General features: G+C 70.8%; 14 protein-coding genes. 11 read left to right on the forward strand and 3 right to left on the reverse strand.

What is annotated here, in order from left to right:
* Positions 1-139 precede the first annotated feature (139 nt).
* The 4 genes from EV186_RS19235 to EV186_RS19250 all read left to right on the forward strand — a co-directional run bounded on the left by EV186_RS19235 (position 140) and on the right by EV186_RS19250 (position 4,345).
* Positions 140-1,381 carry a PP2C family protein-serine/threonine phosphatase gene (locus EV186_RS19235; protein ID WP_243754144.1) on the forward strand — a complete coding sequence of 414 codons (1,242 nt, stop codon included), beginning with the start codon at positions 140-142 and terminating at the stop codon, positions 1,379-1,381.
* Positions 1,374-2,999 carry a sensor histidine kinase gene (locus tag EV186_RS19240; protein WP_133850700.1) on the forward strand — a complete coding sequence of 542 codons (1,626 nt, stop codon included), beginning with the start codon at positions 1,374-1,376 and terminating at the stop codon, positions 2,997-2,999. Before EV186_RS19235 ends, EV186_RS19240 begins: the two co-directional genes overlap by 8 nt.
* Complete coding sequence (locus tag EV186_RS19245) at positions 2,996-3,439, forward strand: response regulator (RefSeq protein ID WP_133850701.1); 444 nt, start codon at positions 2,996-2,998, stop codon at positions 3,437-3,439. Before EV186_RS19240 ends, EV186_RS19245 begins: the two co-directional genes overlap by 4 nt.
* Before the next feature lie 93 nt (positions 3,440-3,532).
* Positions 3,533-4,345, forward strand: coding sequence for a lysozyme (locus EV186_RS19250; protein WP_133850702.1), 813 nt, complete (start codon positions 3,533-3,535; stop codon positions 4,343-4,345).
* Here the strand turns inward: EV186_RS19250 and EV186_RS19255 are convergent.
* Both EV186_RS19255 and EV186_RS19260 read right to left on the reverse strand, forming a co-directional pair.
* A complete protein-coding gene (locus tag EV186_RS19255) occupies positions 4,342-5,544 on the reverse strand; it encodes an ATP-binding protein (protein WP_133850703.1) in 1,203 nt (400 codons plus the stop codon). The two genes, EV186_RS19250 and EV186_RS19255, sit on opposite strands and share 4 nt — an antisense overlap.
* A gap of 7 nt (positions 5,545-5,551) precedes the next feature.
* Positions 5,552-6,211 carry a response regulator transcription factor gene (locus EV186_RS19260; RefSeq protein WP_133850704.1) on the reverse strand — a complete coding sequence of 220 codons (660 nt, stop codon included), beginning with the start codon at positions 6,209-6,211 and terminating at the stop codon, positions 5,552-5,554.
* Between the two features lie 110 nt (positions 6,212-6,321).
* Here EV186_RS19260 and EV186_RS19265 point away from each other — a divergent pair, with 110 nt between their 5' ends.
* The 5 genes from EV186_RS19265 to EV186_RS19285 all read left to right on the forward strand — a co-directional run bounded on the left by EV186_RS19265 (position 6,322) and on the right by EV186_RS19285 (position 11,041).
* A complete protein-coding gene (locus EV186_RS19265; protein WP_208115689.1) occupies positions 6,322-6,912 on the forward strand; it encodes a type 1 periplasmic-binding domain-containing protein in 591 nt (196 codons plus the stop codon).
* Positions 6,909-7,985: a peptidoglycan-binding protein gene (locus EV186_RS19270; RefSeq protein WP_133850705.1), complete on the forward strand. Its 1,077-nt coding sequence runs from the start codon at positions 6,909-6,911 to the stop codon at positions 7,983-7,985. The genes EV186_RS19265 and EV186_RS19270 overlap by 4 nt, the downstream gene beginning before the upstream one ends.
* Positions 7,982-8,668: an ABC transporter ATP-binding protein gene (locus EV186_RS19275; RefSeq protein WP_133850706.1), complete on the forward strand. Its 687-nt coding sequence runs from the start codon at positions 7,982-7,984 to the stop codon at positions 8,666-8,668. The genes EV186_RS19270 and EV186_RS19275 overlap by 4 nt, the downstream gene beginning before the upstream one ends.
* Before the next feature lie 38 nt (positions 8,669-8,706).
* Positions 8,707-9,864: an ABC transporter permease gene (locus tag EV186_RS19280; RefSeq protein WP_424983169.1), complete on the forward strand. Its 1,158-nt coding sequence runs from the start codon at positions 8,707-8,709 to the stop codon at positions 9,862-9,864.
* Between the two features lie 325 nt (positions 9,865-10,189).
* A complete protein-coding gene (locus EV186_RS19285; protein ID WP_133850708.1) occupies positions 10,190-11,041 on the forward strand; it encodes a lysozyme in 852 nt (283 codons plus the stop codon).
* Between the two features lie 217 nt (positions 11,042-11,258).
* Here the strand turns inward: EV186_RS19285 and EV186_RS19290 are convergent, their stop codons facing one another.
* Entirely contained in the window at positions 11,259-11,450 is a 192-nt protein-coding gene (locus EV186_RS19290) for a DUF3072 domain-containing protein (protein WP_133850709.1), read from the reverse strand.
* A 93-nt stretch (positions 11,451-11,543) separates the two neighbouring features.
* On the opposite strand from EV186_RS19290, the gene EV186_RS19295 reads away from it, so the two are divergent.
* Together EV186_RS19295 and EV186_RS19300 are read left to right on the forward strand one after the other, a co-directional pair.
* Complete coding sequence (locus tag EV186_RS19295; RefSeq protein ID WP_133850710.1) at positions 11,544-12,509, forward strand: YihY/virulence factor BrkB family protein; 966 nt, start codon at positions 11,544-11,546, stop codon at positions 12,507-12,509.
* 119 nt (positions 12,510-12,628) lie between these two features.
* Positions 12,629-14,467 carry a glycoside hydrolase family 3 protein gene (locus EV186_RS19300; RefSeq protein WP_133850711.1) on the forward strand — a complete coding sequence of 613 codons (1,839 nt, stop codon included), beginning with the start codon at positions 12,629-12,631 and terminating at the stop codon, positions 14,465-14,467.
* Positions 14,468-14,477: the final 10 nt, after the last annotated feature.

Below are 14,477 nucleotides of genomic sequence, written 5' to 3' on the forward strand. Positions count from 1 at the left end.
CGTAGCATTGTAAATGGCTATCGCCGCAAATCCGTCCCCGAAATCGGCGCGGCGGGCTCTGGTGCCGCCGCACGGCGTAGTGGGTGACACCTGCTCGTCCGAGCGCACGCGGGTACGTAGGATTCCGGCAGCGTCGGCCATGGCGGCCGGCTTCGACGACACGCGGGAGCACTTGGTGATGGAGGCGATCGCCACGGGATCGGGCCGGCGGGGCGCGGTCCTGCTTCGGATCCTGCTCGTCGAAGACGACGCGGGAGACGCGTTCCTGGTGCAGGAACTGCTCGCCGACGTGGAGCACCCGGTGGAGCTCACGTGGGTGCAATCCATCGCCGAAGCCGAGGAAAAGCTGGCCGGAAAGGACTGTGTGCTCGTCGACCTCGGGCTGCCCGACGCCACCGGCCTGCAAGCCGTGCAACGGCTTCGGGTGCTCGGCACGCCGGTCGTCGTGCTCACCGGCCTGGCCGACGAGGACCAGGCCATCGCCGCGGTGGCCGCCGGCGCGCAGGACTACTTGGTCAAGGGTCAGGTCGACGGTCCACTCCTGACCCGCGTGTTGCGCTATGCGGTGGAACGCGCACGCAGCGAAGAGGTGCAACGACAACTCCGAGAGGCCCAACTGCACGCCCGGGAAAAGGCGCGCCTGGAACGCGGGCTGCTGCCCTCACCCGTGCTCACCGACGAGCGGATGGAGTTCGTCCCGCGCTACCGCCCCGGCATGCGCCAGATGCTGCTCGGCGGCGACTTCTACGACGTGGTGCAAACCGCCGACGGCGCGGTGCACACGGTCATCGGCGACGTCTGCGGGCACGGGCCCGACGAGGCGGCGCTGGGCGTGTGCCTGCGTGTCGCGTGGCGCACCATGATGCTGGCGGGCCGCCCGGCCGACGAGACGCTCGCGACCATGCAGCAGGTGCTCGTGCACGAGCGGTACCTGGACGGCCTGTTCGCCACCGCGTGCATGTTCTCCGTGGCCCCCGACCGCAGCTGGGGCGAACTCCGCCTCGCCGGTCACCCGCCGCCGCTGCTGCTCGGTCCGGGCGGCGCGTCCCAGCTCTCCGCGCCGGTCGGGCTGCCACTCGGCATCCGCGACCGCGGCACGTGGCCGGCCGCGCGGGTCGAGCTCGGCCAGTCGTGGTCGGTGCTCTTCTACACCGACGGCATCATCGAGGCGAAGATCGGCTCCGGGCCCGAGCGCTTCGGCGTCGAGGGGCTGACCGAGATCTTCAGCGCCGTGCTGGCCGAGGACCCGTCGTGGCGCGAGCACCCGCTCACGGCGATCGACCAGGTGCTGGCGCGGGTCGAGAGCATGACCGACGAGGACCTGCTGGACGATGTCGCCGTGCTGATGCTCCGGCGCAAGGACGAGGGCGCGCATGGCTGAGGTCACCCAGGCCGGCCGCCGGCGCACCCTCACCACCCGTTGGCCGCTGCGGCGGTGGCTCACCATCGCCACCGCCGTGCTGGTCGTCGTGTTCATCGGGGCGATCGCCGTGGGCAGCGTCGCCATCGCGGGGCTGAACTCGGCCCGCACCCGGCTGGCCGACGACGTCGATCCGGGCGTGAACCAGACGCTGCTGTACACCAGGGCGCTGCTCGACCAGGAGACCGGCGTGCGCGGGTACGCGCTGACCGGCGACCGCAACTCGCTGGACCCGTACGTGAGCGGTCAGCAGGCGCAGAAGGCCATGGCCGCCCAGCTGATGGCGTTGATCGGCAACGAACCCGGCATCGCCGAGAGCCTGCGCCGCTGCAACGACCTGGTCGCGCAATGGCGCACCGAGTACGCCGAGCCGACCATCGCGCGGATCAACCTGTCCGGGTTGAGCCACGGGCAGGGCGGCGCCGTCGACGCCGGCCAGACCCAGTTCACCTCGGTGCGCAACGCCTCCGACCAGCTCCAGGTCGCGGCCCTGAAGGCCCGCGACGACGCCCGCGACGAGCTCGCCGGGGCGGCCACGCTGCTGATCGTCGTCTGCGTGGTCATCGGGGCCGTGCTGCTGGCGTTGTTCGTGCTGCTGATGTTCGCCACCCGGGCCGCCGTCGCGGGTCCGCTGGCCGAGCTCGCCGCGGGCGTGCGCAAGGTCGCCGACGGCGACTTCGACCGGACCGTGCAGGTCGTGGGCCCGCTCGAGCTGGTGCAGCTGGCCGACGACGTGGACTGGATGCGCAGCATGATCCTGGCCGAGGTGGCCAACCAGCGCTCCATCAACGCCCAGCTCGACGAGGCCAGCGAGGACCTGCGCCGCTCGAACGCGGAGCTGGAGCAGTTCGCCTACGTCGCCTCCCACGACCTGCAGGAACCGCTGCGCAAGGTGGCGAGCTTCTGCCAGCTGCTGGAGCGCCGCTACGGCGGGCAGCTCGACGAGCGCGGCGAGCAGTACATCGCCTTCGCCGTCGACGGCGCCAAGCGGATGCAGGTGCTGATCAACGACCTGCTGGCGTTCAGCCGGGTCGGCAGGCACACCCACGACCAGCTGGAACTCTCCAGCTCCGCGCTGATCGACGAGGCCATCCGCAACCTCGACCAGGTCATCAACGAGACCGGCGCGCGGGTGCGGGTGTTCGACGGCCCCGAACCGCCGATCGTGCTCGGCGAGCAGGCGTTGCTCACCGCCGTCTTCCAGAACCTGATCAGCAACGCGATCAAGTTCCGCGGCGACGACCCCCCGGTGATCCGGATCCAGGTGCGGTCGGCGGAGCAGGAGAAGGCGTGGGAATTCTCCGTCACCGACAACGGGATCGGCATCGCCCCCGAGTACGCCGAGCGCGTGTTCGTGCTCTTCCAGCGGCTGCACGGCAAGTCCCAGTACCCGGGCACCGGGATCGGCCTGGCCATGTGCCGCAAGATCGTCGAGTACCACGGGGGCCGGATCTGGATCGACACGGAGTACACCGGCGGAACCCGGGTGTGCTTCACCTTGCCGGTCCTGCAGCCGGTTACCGTTCTCGACGAGCAGGAAACCGCCGCCAACTCTTCGGAAGCCGAGGCCTCGACGTGACACCACCCGAGCCGATCAAGGTCATCGACGTTCTCCTGGTCGAGGACGACCCCGGCGACGTGCTCATGACGCAGGAGGCGTTCGAGCACTACAAGATCCACAACAAGCTGCACATCGTCAGCGACGGCGAGCAGGCCGTGCAGTTCCTGCGCAAGGAGGGCGAGTACGCCGACGCGGTGCGCCCCGACCTGATCCTGCTCGACCTCAATCTGCCCAGAGTGGACGGTCGCGAGGTGCTCGCCCTGGTCAAGGGCGACGAGCAGCTGCGCTCCATCCCCGTCGTCGTGCTGACCACGTCCGAGGCCGAAGAGGACATCCTGCGCAGCTACCACCTGCACGCCAACGCGTATGTGACCAAGCCGGTGGATTTCGACCGTTTCCTCGACGTCGTGCGCAAGATCGACGAGTTCTTCGTGACCGTGGTGAAGCTGCCGAACTGACGCCCTGCCCGGCCGGGCTGGGGGTCACTCGACCGCGCGAACCTTCGGCAACGATCTTCACATTTGGTGTCACCGGTCTCTAGCGTCGGGCCCATGAGTCCACTGAGCACGGTCGGGGTGGTGGCGGTGGTGTGGGCGTGCGCGCTCGCCGTGCCCACCCCGGCCTCAGCGTCCGCGCTCGCCCCCGTCAGCCACCCGGAGCGGGACACCGCGGGCTCCACCGTCGCCGCGCACGAGTCCGAAGGCGAACTCCCGCCGAAGGTCTCCGGCACCCCGGGCATCGACGTCAGCCACTGGCAGGGCGCGATCGACTGGCGCGAAGTCGCGAAGACCAAGGAATTCGCCTACCTGAAGGCGACCGAGGGCACCGACTACCGCGACCCGAACTTCCCCGACTACTACACCGACGCCTACGCCGCGGGCGTGATCCGCGGCGCGTACCACTTCGCGTTGCCGAACCGGTCCTCCGGCAAGGCGCAGGCCGACTACTTCGTCTCCCACGGCGGCGCCTGGTCCGCCGACGGCCTGACCATGCCGCCGATGCTGGACATCGAGTACAACCCCTACGGCGACACCTGTTACGGCATGAGCCCCGCGGCGATGAGCCGCTGGATCGCCGACTTCAGCGCCGAGGTGCACGAGCGCACCACCCGCTACCCGGTCATCTACACGACCGCGAACTGGTGGAACCAGTGCACCGGTGGCAACCGCAGCTTCGCCGCCGACCACCCGCTCTTCGTCGCGCGCTACGCCAGCGCGGTCGGCGCGCTGCCGTCGGGCTGGACGAACTACACGATGTGGCAGTACTCCAGCGGCGGCGCGGTGCCCGGCGTCAACGGCCGGTGCGACGTCGACACGTTCAACGGCACGCCACAACACCTGCTCTCGATGGCCACAACGGCTTAGACCGGCGCGGCGGTCAGCGCCCGGGCGTCGGCCACCGGCTCGGCGGTGACCGGCAGGCGTACCTCGACCCGCAGCCCGCCCGCCGGTCCCGGCACGGCGGCGACCGCGCCGCCGTGCGCGTTCGCGATCGAACGGACGATGGAGAGCCCGAGGCCCGCGCCGCGGGCGTTGGCCGTGCGCTCCCCGACCAGCCGGCGGAACGGCTCGAAGAGTCCCGGCACGGCCTCGCCCGGCACCGGCGGTCCGGTGTTGACCACGATGAGCGCCGGGTCCGCGCCGACGGTGACGCGCACGAGCCCGCCGGGTTTGTTGTAGTGCACGGCGTTGTGCACCAGGTTCGTGACCAGTCGTTCCAGCAGCACCTGATCGCCGATGACCACCCTGGGCGTGGTGACCGCACGCAGCAGGACGTCGTGTTGGGTCGCCAGGTCGGACATGGCCAGCAGCACGGTGTCGACGATCCGGTCCAGGCGCACCGGCGCCGTGCCGGACAGGCCGCGGTCGCTGCGGGCGAGCACGAGCAGGCCCTCGATCATGCGTTCGCTGCGTTCGTTGGTGAGCAACAACTGCCGGCCGAGCCGGTGCAGGTCCGGCGACACCTCCGGGTCGGTCATCGCCACCTCGACCAGCGTGCGTTGCACGGCCAGCGGGGTGCGCAGTTCGTGCGAGGCGTTGGCCACGAACCGGCGCTGGCTGTCGAACGAGCTCGCCAGCCGGTCGAGCATCGCGTCGAAGGTGTCGGCGAGTTCCTTGAGGTCGCCGGGCGGCCCGTCGAGGTCGATGCGCTGGTCGAGCTTGCCCGCCTCGATCTGGCGTGCGGTCGAGGTGACCTTGTGCAGCGGCCGCAGCACCCGGCCCGCGGCGAGCCAGCCGAACAGCACCGCGAACGCGCCGGTGATCAGCAGCCCGACCGCGGACCACACCATCAGCGTGCTCAACGCCGAGTCGCGGTAGCCGCCGATCGAGGTGGCCACGATCGTCTTCGTGCCCGGTGGCAACTGGTCGGGCCCCGGCTTCAGGATCGTCGTGTCGCCGCCGGCCGACACCCCCGCGCTGTCGATCTTGCGGGCGAAGGTCGCCGCGTCCGGCAGGCTGCGGGACACCAGCAGCCAGTCGACGAGCAGCAGGATCATCCCGGCCAGCAGGAACATCCCGCCGTAGAGCAGGGCGAGGCGGGTGCGCAGGGACAGGGTCTTCATCGCGTCCTCACGGCCCGAACCGGTAGCCGGCGCCGGCCACGGTCTCGATCACCGGCGGCTCGCCGAGCTTGCGCCGCAACGTCATCACCGCGACCCGCACCGCGTTGGTGAACGGGTCGGCGTGCTCGTCCCACGCCTTCTCCAGCAGGTCCTCCGCGCTGACGACGGTTCCCTCGGCCCGCATGAGCACCTCCAGGACGGCGAACTCCTTGGGCGACAACGGCAGGTGCCGCCCGTCGCGGCTCGCCTGGTGGCGTGGCACGTCGAGCACGACGCCCGCGCGCCGCAGCACCGGCGGCAGGGCCGGTCGCGCCCGCCGGGCCAGCGCCTGGACCCGGGCCACGAGTTCGGTGAACGCGAACGGTTTGGTCAGGTAGTCGTCGGCGCCGACGCCGAGGCCCTCGACCCGGTCCTCCACCTCGGCGGCCGCGGTGAGCATCAGCACCCGCGCCTCGCCGCCGTGCTCGACCACGGCGCGGCACACCACGTCGCCGTGGGTGCCGGGCAGGTCCCGGTCGAGCACCACGACGTCGTAGCTGTGCACGCCGACCCGGTCGAGCGCCGCGTCGCCGTCGTAGCAGACGTCCACGGCCATGGCCTGCCTGCGCAGCCCCTCGGCCACCGCCTCGGCGAGCAGCCGCTCGTCCTCCACGACCAATACCCGCACGTCGACAGCGTGAACCCCGGCACGTAAGCGCGGGATAAGCGTTTTCGCTTAACGGCCCCAGATCGCCCGGGTCGTAGACATCGACCGCACAGATCCGAGAAGGAGGAGCGATGGGGATGCGAAGTGCGGTGCTGGGGCTGGCGGCGCTGGGCGCGCTGCTGCTCAGCGGTTGCGGCCAAGGCGACGACGGCGGCAACGACGGGGTGGCGTCACTGTCCACACCGAACAGTTCGACGTCGGCGGCGGCCACCGCGGCCGGGCAGAGCGACGAGGACAAGGCGCGTGCGTTCGCCAAGTGCATGCGCGAGCACGGCGTCGACATGCCGGACCCGCAGGTCAAGGACGGCAAGATGACCATGAAGGTCAACGGCGGCGACAAGAAGAAGCTCGACGGCGCGCAGGAGGCGTGCAAGAGCCTGCTGCCCAACGACGGCAAGCCGAGGACACCGTCCGCGGCGGACCTCGACCGGATGCGCGCCATGGCGAAATGCATGCGTGAGCACGGCGTGAACGTCCCCGACCCGACCGCGCAGGACCCGGGCATCAAGATCCAGGGCACGCCCGGCGACAAGGGCAAGGTCGACGCGGCGATGAAGGCGTGCGACTCGAACTTCGGCAAGGGCAGCCACTCCACCAACGGCGGCGGTGGGTCCGACGGGGACAAGCCCGGCGCGTCCATGGGCACGGGCGGTGGGCAATGACGCAGGGACCACAGCGGGTTCGCCGCAGGCGCCGCGTCCGCGCGGCGAGCGTGGGCGTCGCGGTGCTCGTCGTCGTCGGCGTCGGGACGGCCGTGGTGCTCGCCCGGCCCCGCCCGAGCACGGCGACGCCCTCGGCGCCCGCGCCGCCGGCCACCGCCGAGGTGACCCGCGCCGACCTCGCCGAGCAGCAGAGCGCCGACGGCACGCTCGGCTACGGCGAAGAGCGTGACCTGACCTCGGCGGCCCGCGGCACGATCACGTGGCTGCCGGCGTCCGGCGCGGTGATCACGCGAGGCAAGCAGGTCCTCGGCGTCGACGCGCGGCCGGTGGTGCTCTTCTACGGCACGACGCCGCTCTACCGCGACCTCGCCGCGGGCATGACCGACGGCCCGGACGTGAAGGTGGTCGAGCAGAACCTGGCCGCGCTCGGCTTCGACGACTTCGGCACGCCGGACGAGGAGTTCACCAGCAACACGGCGGCGGCGATCGAGGACTGGCAGGACTCGCTCGGCCTTGACGAGACCGGCAAGCTCAGCCGCGACGCCGTCGTGGTGCAGCCGGGCGCGGTGCGCGTGTCGTCGGTCAGCGCCGAACTCGGCGGCCAGCCCGGCGCGCAGCTGATGAAGGTCACCGGCACCCAGCGCGCGGTGACCGTGGACCTCCCGCTCGACGAGCAGAGCTACGCCAAGAAGGGCGCCAAGGTCGGTCTGGAGATCACTGGTGGTGCCAGCACGACCGGCACCGTTGCCGACGTCGGCGCGGTGACCCAGCCGGAGAACCCGCAGGACGACGCGACCGTCCCGGTGACGATCGCGTTGCACGACCAGAAGGCGGCGGGCTCGCTGGATTCGGCGCCGGTCACCGTCACGTTCACCACCGGGCACCGCGAGCACGTCCTCACCGTGCCGGTCGGTGCCCTGCTCGCGTTGGCCGAGGGCGGTTTCGCCGTCGACGTGGTCGACGGGCCGAGCCGCCACCACCTCGTGGCCGTCCAAACCGGACTCTTCGCGCAGGGTCTCGTCGAGGTCACCGGCGACCTGCACGAGGGCCAGAAGGTGGTGACGACCTCGTGACGCCGGTGCTGGAGCTCACCGAGGTGAGCAAGACCTACCCCGGCGGGGTGCGGGCGTTGCGCGGGGTGTCGCTCGCGATCGCGCCGGGGGAGCTGGTCGGCATCGTCGGCCCGTCCGGGTCGGGGAAGTCGACGCTGCTGCACCTGATGGGCACGCTGGACCGGCCGACGTTCGGCACCGTGTGCGTGCACGGCCACGACGTGTCGCAGTTGTCGGACCGGCGCCTGTCTGCGTTGCGCTCGCGCTGGATCGGGTTCGTGTTCCAGCAGTTCTTCCTCAGCGACGGCGTGACCGCGGTGGACAACGTCGCAAGTGGACTCGCGTACGCCGGCGTCGGGCGGCGCAAGCGCAAGGCGAGGGCGCTCGCCGCGCTGGAGCGGGTCGGGCTCGAGCACCGCGCCGAGCACCTGCCCGGCGAGATGTCCGGTGGCGAACGGCAACGCGTGGCCATCGCGCGTGCCGTCGTGGCCGGGCCGCCGATCGTGCTGGCCGACGAGCCGACCGGAAACCTCGACAGCAGAACGGGCAACGAGATCCTGCGGGTGCTGCGTGAGCTCAACGACGCCGGCACCACGATCGTGATCATCACCCACGAACGGGCCATCGCCGATCAGCTCGGCCGCCAGGTCGAGGTGCTCGACGGGGAACTGCGGGCCGACACGGGGGCGCTGGTATGTCCGTGACCACCGTCCCCAAACCGGCGCGGCTGGGCGTCCAGGACATGGTTTCCCTTGGCGCGCACGGGATGCGGACCCGGCCGTTGCGTGCGGTGTTGTCCGCCCTGGGCATCGCGATCGGCATCGCCGCGATGGTCGCGGTGGTGAGCATCCCGGCTTCCAGCGCGCGGGCGTTGCACGACCAGCTCGCCGCGCTCGGCACCAACCTGCTGACCGCGGCGCCCGGCCACACGCTCACCGGCGACGACGCCGAACTACCCGAGTCGGCGGTGGCGATGGCGCGGCGGATCGGGCCGGTGACCGCGGTCGGCTCGACCGGCGGCGTGGACGCGACCGTGCGGCGCACCGACAAGATCGCGGCCGAGGAGACGTCCGGGCTGACGGTGTACGCCACGACGCCGGACCTGCTCGGGGTGCTCGACGGGCACCTGCACAGCGGCACGTTCCTCGACGCGGCGAACAGCCGGTTCCCCACCGTCGTGCTGGGTTCGGTCGCCGCCACCCGGCTCGGGATCCGTGACGTGCCAGTGGGTTCGCGCCCGCAGGTGTGGCTCGGCGGGCGGTGGTTCACCGTGGTCGGCGTGCTCGACGCGATGCCGCTGGCGCCGGAGATCGAGCGTTCGGCGCTGGTCGGGTGGGCCGCGGCCGAGAAGTGGCTCGGCTTCGACGGGCACCCCGGGACGGTGTACGTGCGGGCGCGTGAGTCGCAAGTGGAGAACGTGCGCGGCGTACTCGGCAGCACGCTGAACCCGCAGCAGCCCAACGAGGTCCAGGTGGCCCGGCCATCGGATGCCCTTGCCGCGCAACGGCTCACGGAGTCGTCGTACAACGCGCTGTTCCTCGCGTTGGGCGGGGTGGCGCTGCTGGTCGGGGGCGTGGGCGTGGCCAACACGATGGTGATCTCGGTGCTGGAGCGGCGCCGTGAGATCGGGTTGCGCCGTGCCCTGGGCGCCACGCGCAGGCAGGTGCGCGGGCAGTTCCTCGCCGAGTCGGTGCTGCTGTCACTGCTGGGCGGCGCGGCGGGCGTGTTGATCGGGGTCGGCGTGACGGCCGGGTATGCGCTCACCAAGCAGTGGGCGGTGGTGCTGCCGCCACAGGCGTTGATCGGCGGGGTCGCGGTGGCCGCCGTGATCGGCGCCGTGGCCGGTGCGTACCCGGCCATGCGAGCCGCTCGGTTGACGCCGACGGAAGCGCTTTCCTGAAGACCCGGCGGGTGCCGGTCACGCACCCGGCACCCGTCGGCGCCATCCATTCAGACCTCATGAATACCTGCCCCGTCTCCGCAAACCCCCAGCTCAACCCCCACCCCCACTCGGCTCCCCGCGGGAATTAGCCCGCTAATTCCCCTCGGGAAGCGGGGGTGGGGGTTGGACGAGGTGGCCTAAGTGGGCCAAAATTAACCAACCATCTTCACAATTGGGTGAGAGATCCCTTACGGTGTGCGACGTACCCCGCTCGAACTGATGGGCTCCCCCGCTCCGGTCGTCCCCCGCGACCGGTGCCCGAAGAAGGTTCGGTGAGACACGCATGTCCCCAAGCACGCCTCGGGCAAGGTTCGCGAAGCTGGTCCTTGCCGCAGCACTCGCCATTCCCGCCGCGCTCGTCGCCGCCGCCCCCGCCGACGCCGCTCCGGCGCAGGTGAACGGCCCGATGACCCACCCCGAGCGCGACTTCGCCGGTTCCACGATCGCCGCGCACGAAGGCGTCGAGCCCGGCTTCGCCCCCAACCTGATGGCCGGCACGCCCGGCATCGACGTCAGCCACTGGCAGGGCTCGATCAACTGGGGTTCGGTGGCCGGGTCCAAGCGGTTCGTCTACATGAAGGCGACCGAGGGCACCACCTACCGCGACCCGAACTTCAACAGCTACTACACCGGGTCGTACAACGCCGGCATGATCCGCGGCGCGTACCACTTCGCCACGCCCAACACGTCCAGTGGCGCCACGCAGGCGGACTTCTTCGTCTCGCACGGCGGTGGCTGGTCGGCCGACGGCCACACCATGCCGCCGATGCTGGACATCGAGTACAACCCTTACGGCGCAACGTGTTATGGCCTGTCCACCGGTGCGATGAGCCAGTGGATCGCCGACTTCAGCAACCGGGTGCACGCCCTGACCAGCCGCTGGGTCGTCATCTACACCACGACGAACTGGTGGAACCAGTGCACCGGCGGCAACGCGGGCTTCGGCGCCAACAACCCGCTCTTCATCGCCCGCTACGCGAGCACCGTCGGCACCCTGCCGCCCGGCTGGGGCTTCTACACGATCTGGCAGTACTCGAGCACCGGCTCGGTGCCCGGCGTGTCCGGCAACTGCGACGTCGACACCTTCAACGGGTCGGCCGACCGGCTGCTGGCGCTCGCCAACAACACCCCTTGAGCCGAAGGGCCGGCGGAGCCCTCCTCCGCCGGCCCTTTACCTTTCGGCCCGTGCACGCGCTTCTGCTCACCGGCGAGAGCCTGGCGTGGCACCTCAGCCGGGCGCTGGAGCTGTCCCGCATCCTCGACGAGGCAGGGTCGCGGATGTCACGGTGGACTCGGGCGCACCCGCCAGGGAGGTCGCGGCCGCGGTGCTCGAGGCGGTCGGCTGGGCGTGATCAGGCGCCGCGACCGGTCTTCGCCTGCAACTCCTCGATGCGCTCCGACGCCTCGGCCTTGGTCAGCTCGTCCGGCACCTCCTCGCCCGCTTCCTGGGCGAGGGTCTGCAGGTACGACTCCTGCGGTCCGGTCATCGGTTCGTCGCCGGTGACCCAGTCCTCGGTCGCCTTCTCCGGGCTCCGGTCCGTCATCGCACTACCTCCTTATCGAACAGAGGTTCGACGATACCGCCGTTCGGCCGAGCGCGCCGGTTGGCCGTGACCAGTCTTGGGTAAGGCGGGGGCATGACTCAGCAGACCGACACCCCCGACGGCCCCACCGAGCTGCCGAAGCGCACGTGGTGGGAGGTCGTGAAGAGAACCGTCAAGGGCTTCAGCCGCGACGGCCTCACCGACTGGGCGGCCGCCCTCACCTACTACAGCGTCCTTTCGATCTTCCCGGCGCTCGTGGTGCTGACGGCGGTGCTCGGCCTGCTCGGCCGGTCGACGACCCAGAGCTTGATCGACAACCTCGGCGCCACGGTGCCGGGCGCCACCCGCGACATCCTGACCGGCGCGATCCAGCAGGTGCAGGGCACGGCCGGCTTCGCGGGCCCGCTGGCCATCGTCGGCATCGTCGGCGCGCTCTGGTCGGCCTCGGGCTACATCGGGGCGTTCATGCGCGCGGCGAACTCGGTGTACGAGATGCCCGAGGGCCGGCCGATCTGGAAGACGATCCCCCTGCGCCTGGGCCTGACCCTGGCCGTGGTGGTGCTGCTGGCGGCGTGCGCGTTCGGCGTCGTGATCTCGGGTGACCTCGCCGACCGGGTCGGGCACATGATCGGCATCGGGTCGACCGGCGTGCAGATCTGGAACATCGCCAAGTGGCCGGTGATCGCGATCCTGGTGGGCCTGGCGTTCGCCCTGCTGTACTGGGCGGCGCCGAACGTGCGGCAGCCCGGGTTCCGCTGGCTGTCCCCCGGCGGCCTCGTCGCGGTGCTGCTGTGGGTGCTCGCCTCGGCCGGGTTCGCCTTCTACGTGGTCAACTTCTCGTCCTACAACAAGACCTACGGCACGCTGGCGGGCGTCATCGTGTTCCTGGTCTGGCTGTGGGTCTCCAACATCGCCGTGCTGCTCGGCATGGAACTCGACGCCGAACTGGCCCGTGGCAGGCAGCTGGAGACCGGCGCCGACGCGGAGGACGAACCATTCCTGCCGCCCCGCGACACCAGGGCCATGGACGAGGACCAGAAGGAGGACCTCGCCGACTGACAGGAGTTCGGGCATCGGGGTCGGGAGTCCGGGCACGGTTGTCCCGCGAGCGGGAGCGCCGGCGGGGATCCGGCTTAGGTTGCCCGAGCCCGCATCTCCTGGTGTAGGAGGAAAATCCCATGTCCGTTCGGCTAAGACCCGCCCTCGCGCTCGCCGGGTTGCTCGCGGCGGCCCTCGTGGTGCCGCCCGCGGCCGACGCCCACCCCGCGCCCCCGCTCTACAAGAATCCACACGCCTCCGTCACGGCCCGGGTCGACGACCTGATGAGCCGGATGAGCCTCGACGACAAGCTCGGCCAGATGACCCAGGCCGAGCGCCAGGCCGTCACCCCCGAAGAGGCCGCGCGGCAACGCCTCGGGTCCGTGTTGTCCGGCGGTGGCTCCGTGCCGACCCCGAACACGGCCGAGAGCTGGGCCGACATGACCGACGCCTACCAGGCCGCGGCCATGGCCACCCCGCTGGCCATCCCGAGCATCTACGGCGCCGACGCCGTCCACGGCCACAACAACGTCTACGGCGCAACGGTTTTCCCGCACAACATCGGGCTCGGCGCGGCGCACGACCCGCGCGGAGTCGAGCTGATGGGCCGCTACACCGCCGAGGAGATCGCCGCGACCGGCGTCGACTGGGACTTCGCGCCGTGCCTGTGCGTGGCCCGCGACGACCGGTGGGGCCGCACGTACGAGTCCTTCGGTGAATCGCCGGCCGACGCCGTCGCGAACTCCAGCGAGATCACCGGCCTGCAGGGCAAGCGGCTCGGTCAGGGCCGTGCCTCGATCCTCGCGACGGCCAAGCACTACATCGCCGACGGCGGCACCGCGGGCGGCGACGACCAGGGCGACGCGCAGATCAGCCTGCAGGAACTGCGCAAGATCCACCTGCCCGGCTACCGCGCGGCCATCCAGCGCGGGGTCGGCTCGGTAATGGTGAGCTTCTCCAGCTGGAACGGCGTCAAGGATTCCGCCAACCACTACCTGATCACCGACCTGCTCAAGGGCGAGCTGCACTTCCAGGGCTTCGTGATCTCGGACTGGAACGCCATCGAGCAGATCGACGGCCAGCCCGGCTTCACCCCGGCCGAGGTGAGCACGTCGGTCAACGCGGGCATCGACATGTTCATGGAGCCCTACGACTCGCAGAAGTTCATCGACACCCTGCGCGGCGAGGTGCAGAACGGCCACGTCTCGATGGCCCGCATCGACGACGCCAACCGCCGCATCCTCACCGTCAAGTTCAAGATGGGCCTGTTCGAGCACCCGTACGCCGATCGCGGGCTGCTCAAGGACTTCGGCAGCGCCCAGCACCGCGCGCTGGCCCGCAAGCTCGTCGCCGAGTCGCAGGTGGTCCTGAAGAACGACCACGTTCTTCCGTTGGCCAAGAAGGACAACAAGATCTTCGTGGCCGGCAAGAATGCCGACGACATCGGCAACCAGGCCGGCGGCTGGACGCTGACGTGGCAGGGCCAGAGCGGCCAGCACGTCATCCCCGGCACCACGATCCTCGACGGCATCAAGGCCGGCGCGGATCACGGCACCACGGTGACCTACGACCGCGAGGGCGACGGCATCGACTCGAGCTACAAGGTGGCCGTCGCGGTGGTCGGGGAAACCCCGTACGCCGAAGGCAACGGCGACCGGCCGGACGGCTTCGGCCTCGACGCCGAGGACCTCGCGACGATCGCCAAGCTCAAGGCGACCGGCGTGCCGGTGGTCGTGGTGCTCGTGTCCGGCCGTCCACTGGACATCGCGGCGCAGCTGCCGACCTTCGACGGGCTGGTCGAGGCCTGGCTGCCCGGCAGCGAAGGCGCGGGGGTCGCCGACGTGCTCTACGGCGACCGGCGGCCCAGCGGCAGGCTCGCGGTGAGCTGGCCGGCGAGCGCGGCGCAGGAGCCGGTCAACGTCGGCGACGGCAAGACACCGCTCTTCCCCTACGGCTACGGCCTTTCCTACCACCGCTGAGGGCGCGGGA

The organism is Labedaea rhizosphaerae (genome assembly GCF_004362825.1).
In the GTDB taxonomy this organism is placed as follows: Bacteria; Actinomycetota; Actinomycetes; order Mycobacteriales; family Pseudonocardiaceae; genus Labedaea; species Labedaea rhizosphaerae.

Excerpts from the sequence above, each read along its gene's own strand:
- EV186_RS19235 (WP_243754144.1), top strand. The coding sequence starts at position 140 with ATGGCGGCCGGCTTCGACGACACGCGGGAGCACTTGGTGATGGAGGCG.
- EV186_RS19250 (WP_133850702.1), top strand. The coding sequence starts at position 3,533 with ATGAGTCCACTGAGCACGGTCGGGGTGGTGGCGGTGGTGTGGGCGTGC.
- EV186_RS19285 (WP_133850708.1), top strand. The coding sequence starts at position 10,190 with ATGTCCCCAAGCACGCCTCGGGCAAGGTTCGCGAAGCTGGTCCTTGCC.
- EV186_RS19295 (WP_133850710.1), top strand. The coding sequence starts at position 11,544 with ATGACTCAGCAGACCGACACCCCCGACGGCCCCACCGAGCTGCCGAAG.
- EV186_RS19280 (WP_424983169.1), top strand. The coding sequence starts at position 8,707 with ATGGTTTCCCTTGGCGCGCACGGGATGCGGACCCGGCCGTTGCGTGCG.
- EV186_RS19270 (WP_133850705.1), top strand. The coding sequence starts at position 6,909 with ATGACGCAGGGACCACAGCGGGTTCGCCGCAGGCGCCGCGTCCGCGCG.
- EV186_RS19300 (WP_133850711.1), top strand. The coding sequence starts at position 12,629 with ATGTCCGTTCGGCTAAGACCCGCCCTCGCGCTCGCCGGGTTGCTCGCG.
- EV186_RS19290 (WP_133850709.1), bottom strand. The coding sequence starts at position 11,450 with ATGACGGACCGGAGCCCGGAGAAGGCGACCGAGGACTGGGTCACCGGC.
- EV186_RS19240 (WP_133850700.1), top strand. The coding sequence starts at position 1,374 with ATGGCTGAGGTCACCCAGGCCGGCCGCCGGCGCACCCTCACCACCCGT.
- EV186_RS19255 (WP_133850703.1), bottom strand. The coding sequence starts at position 5,544 with ATGAAGACCCTGTCCCTGCGCACCCGCCTCGCCCTGCTCTACGGCGGG.
- EV186_RS19265 (WP_208115689.1), top strand. The coding sequence starts at position 6,322 with ATGGGGATGCGAAGTGCGGTGCTGGGGCTGGCGGCGCTGGGCGCGCTG.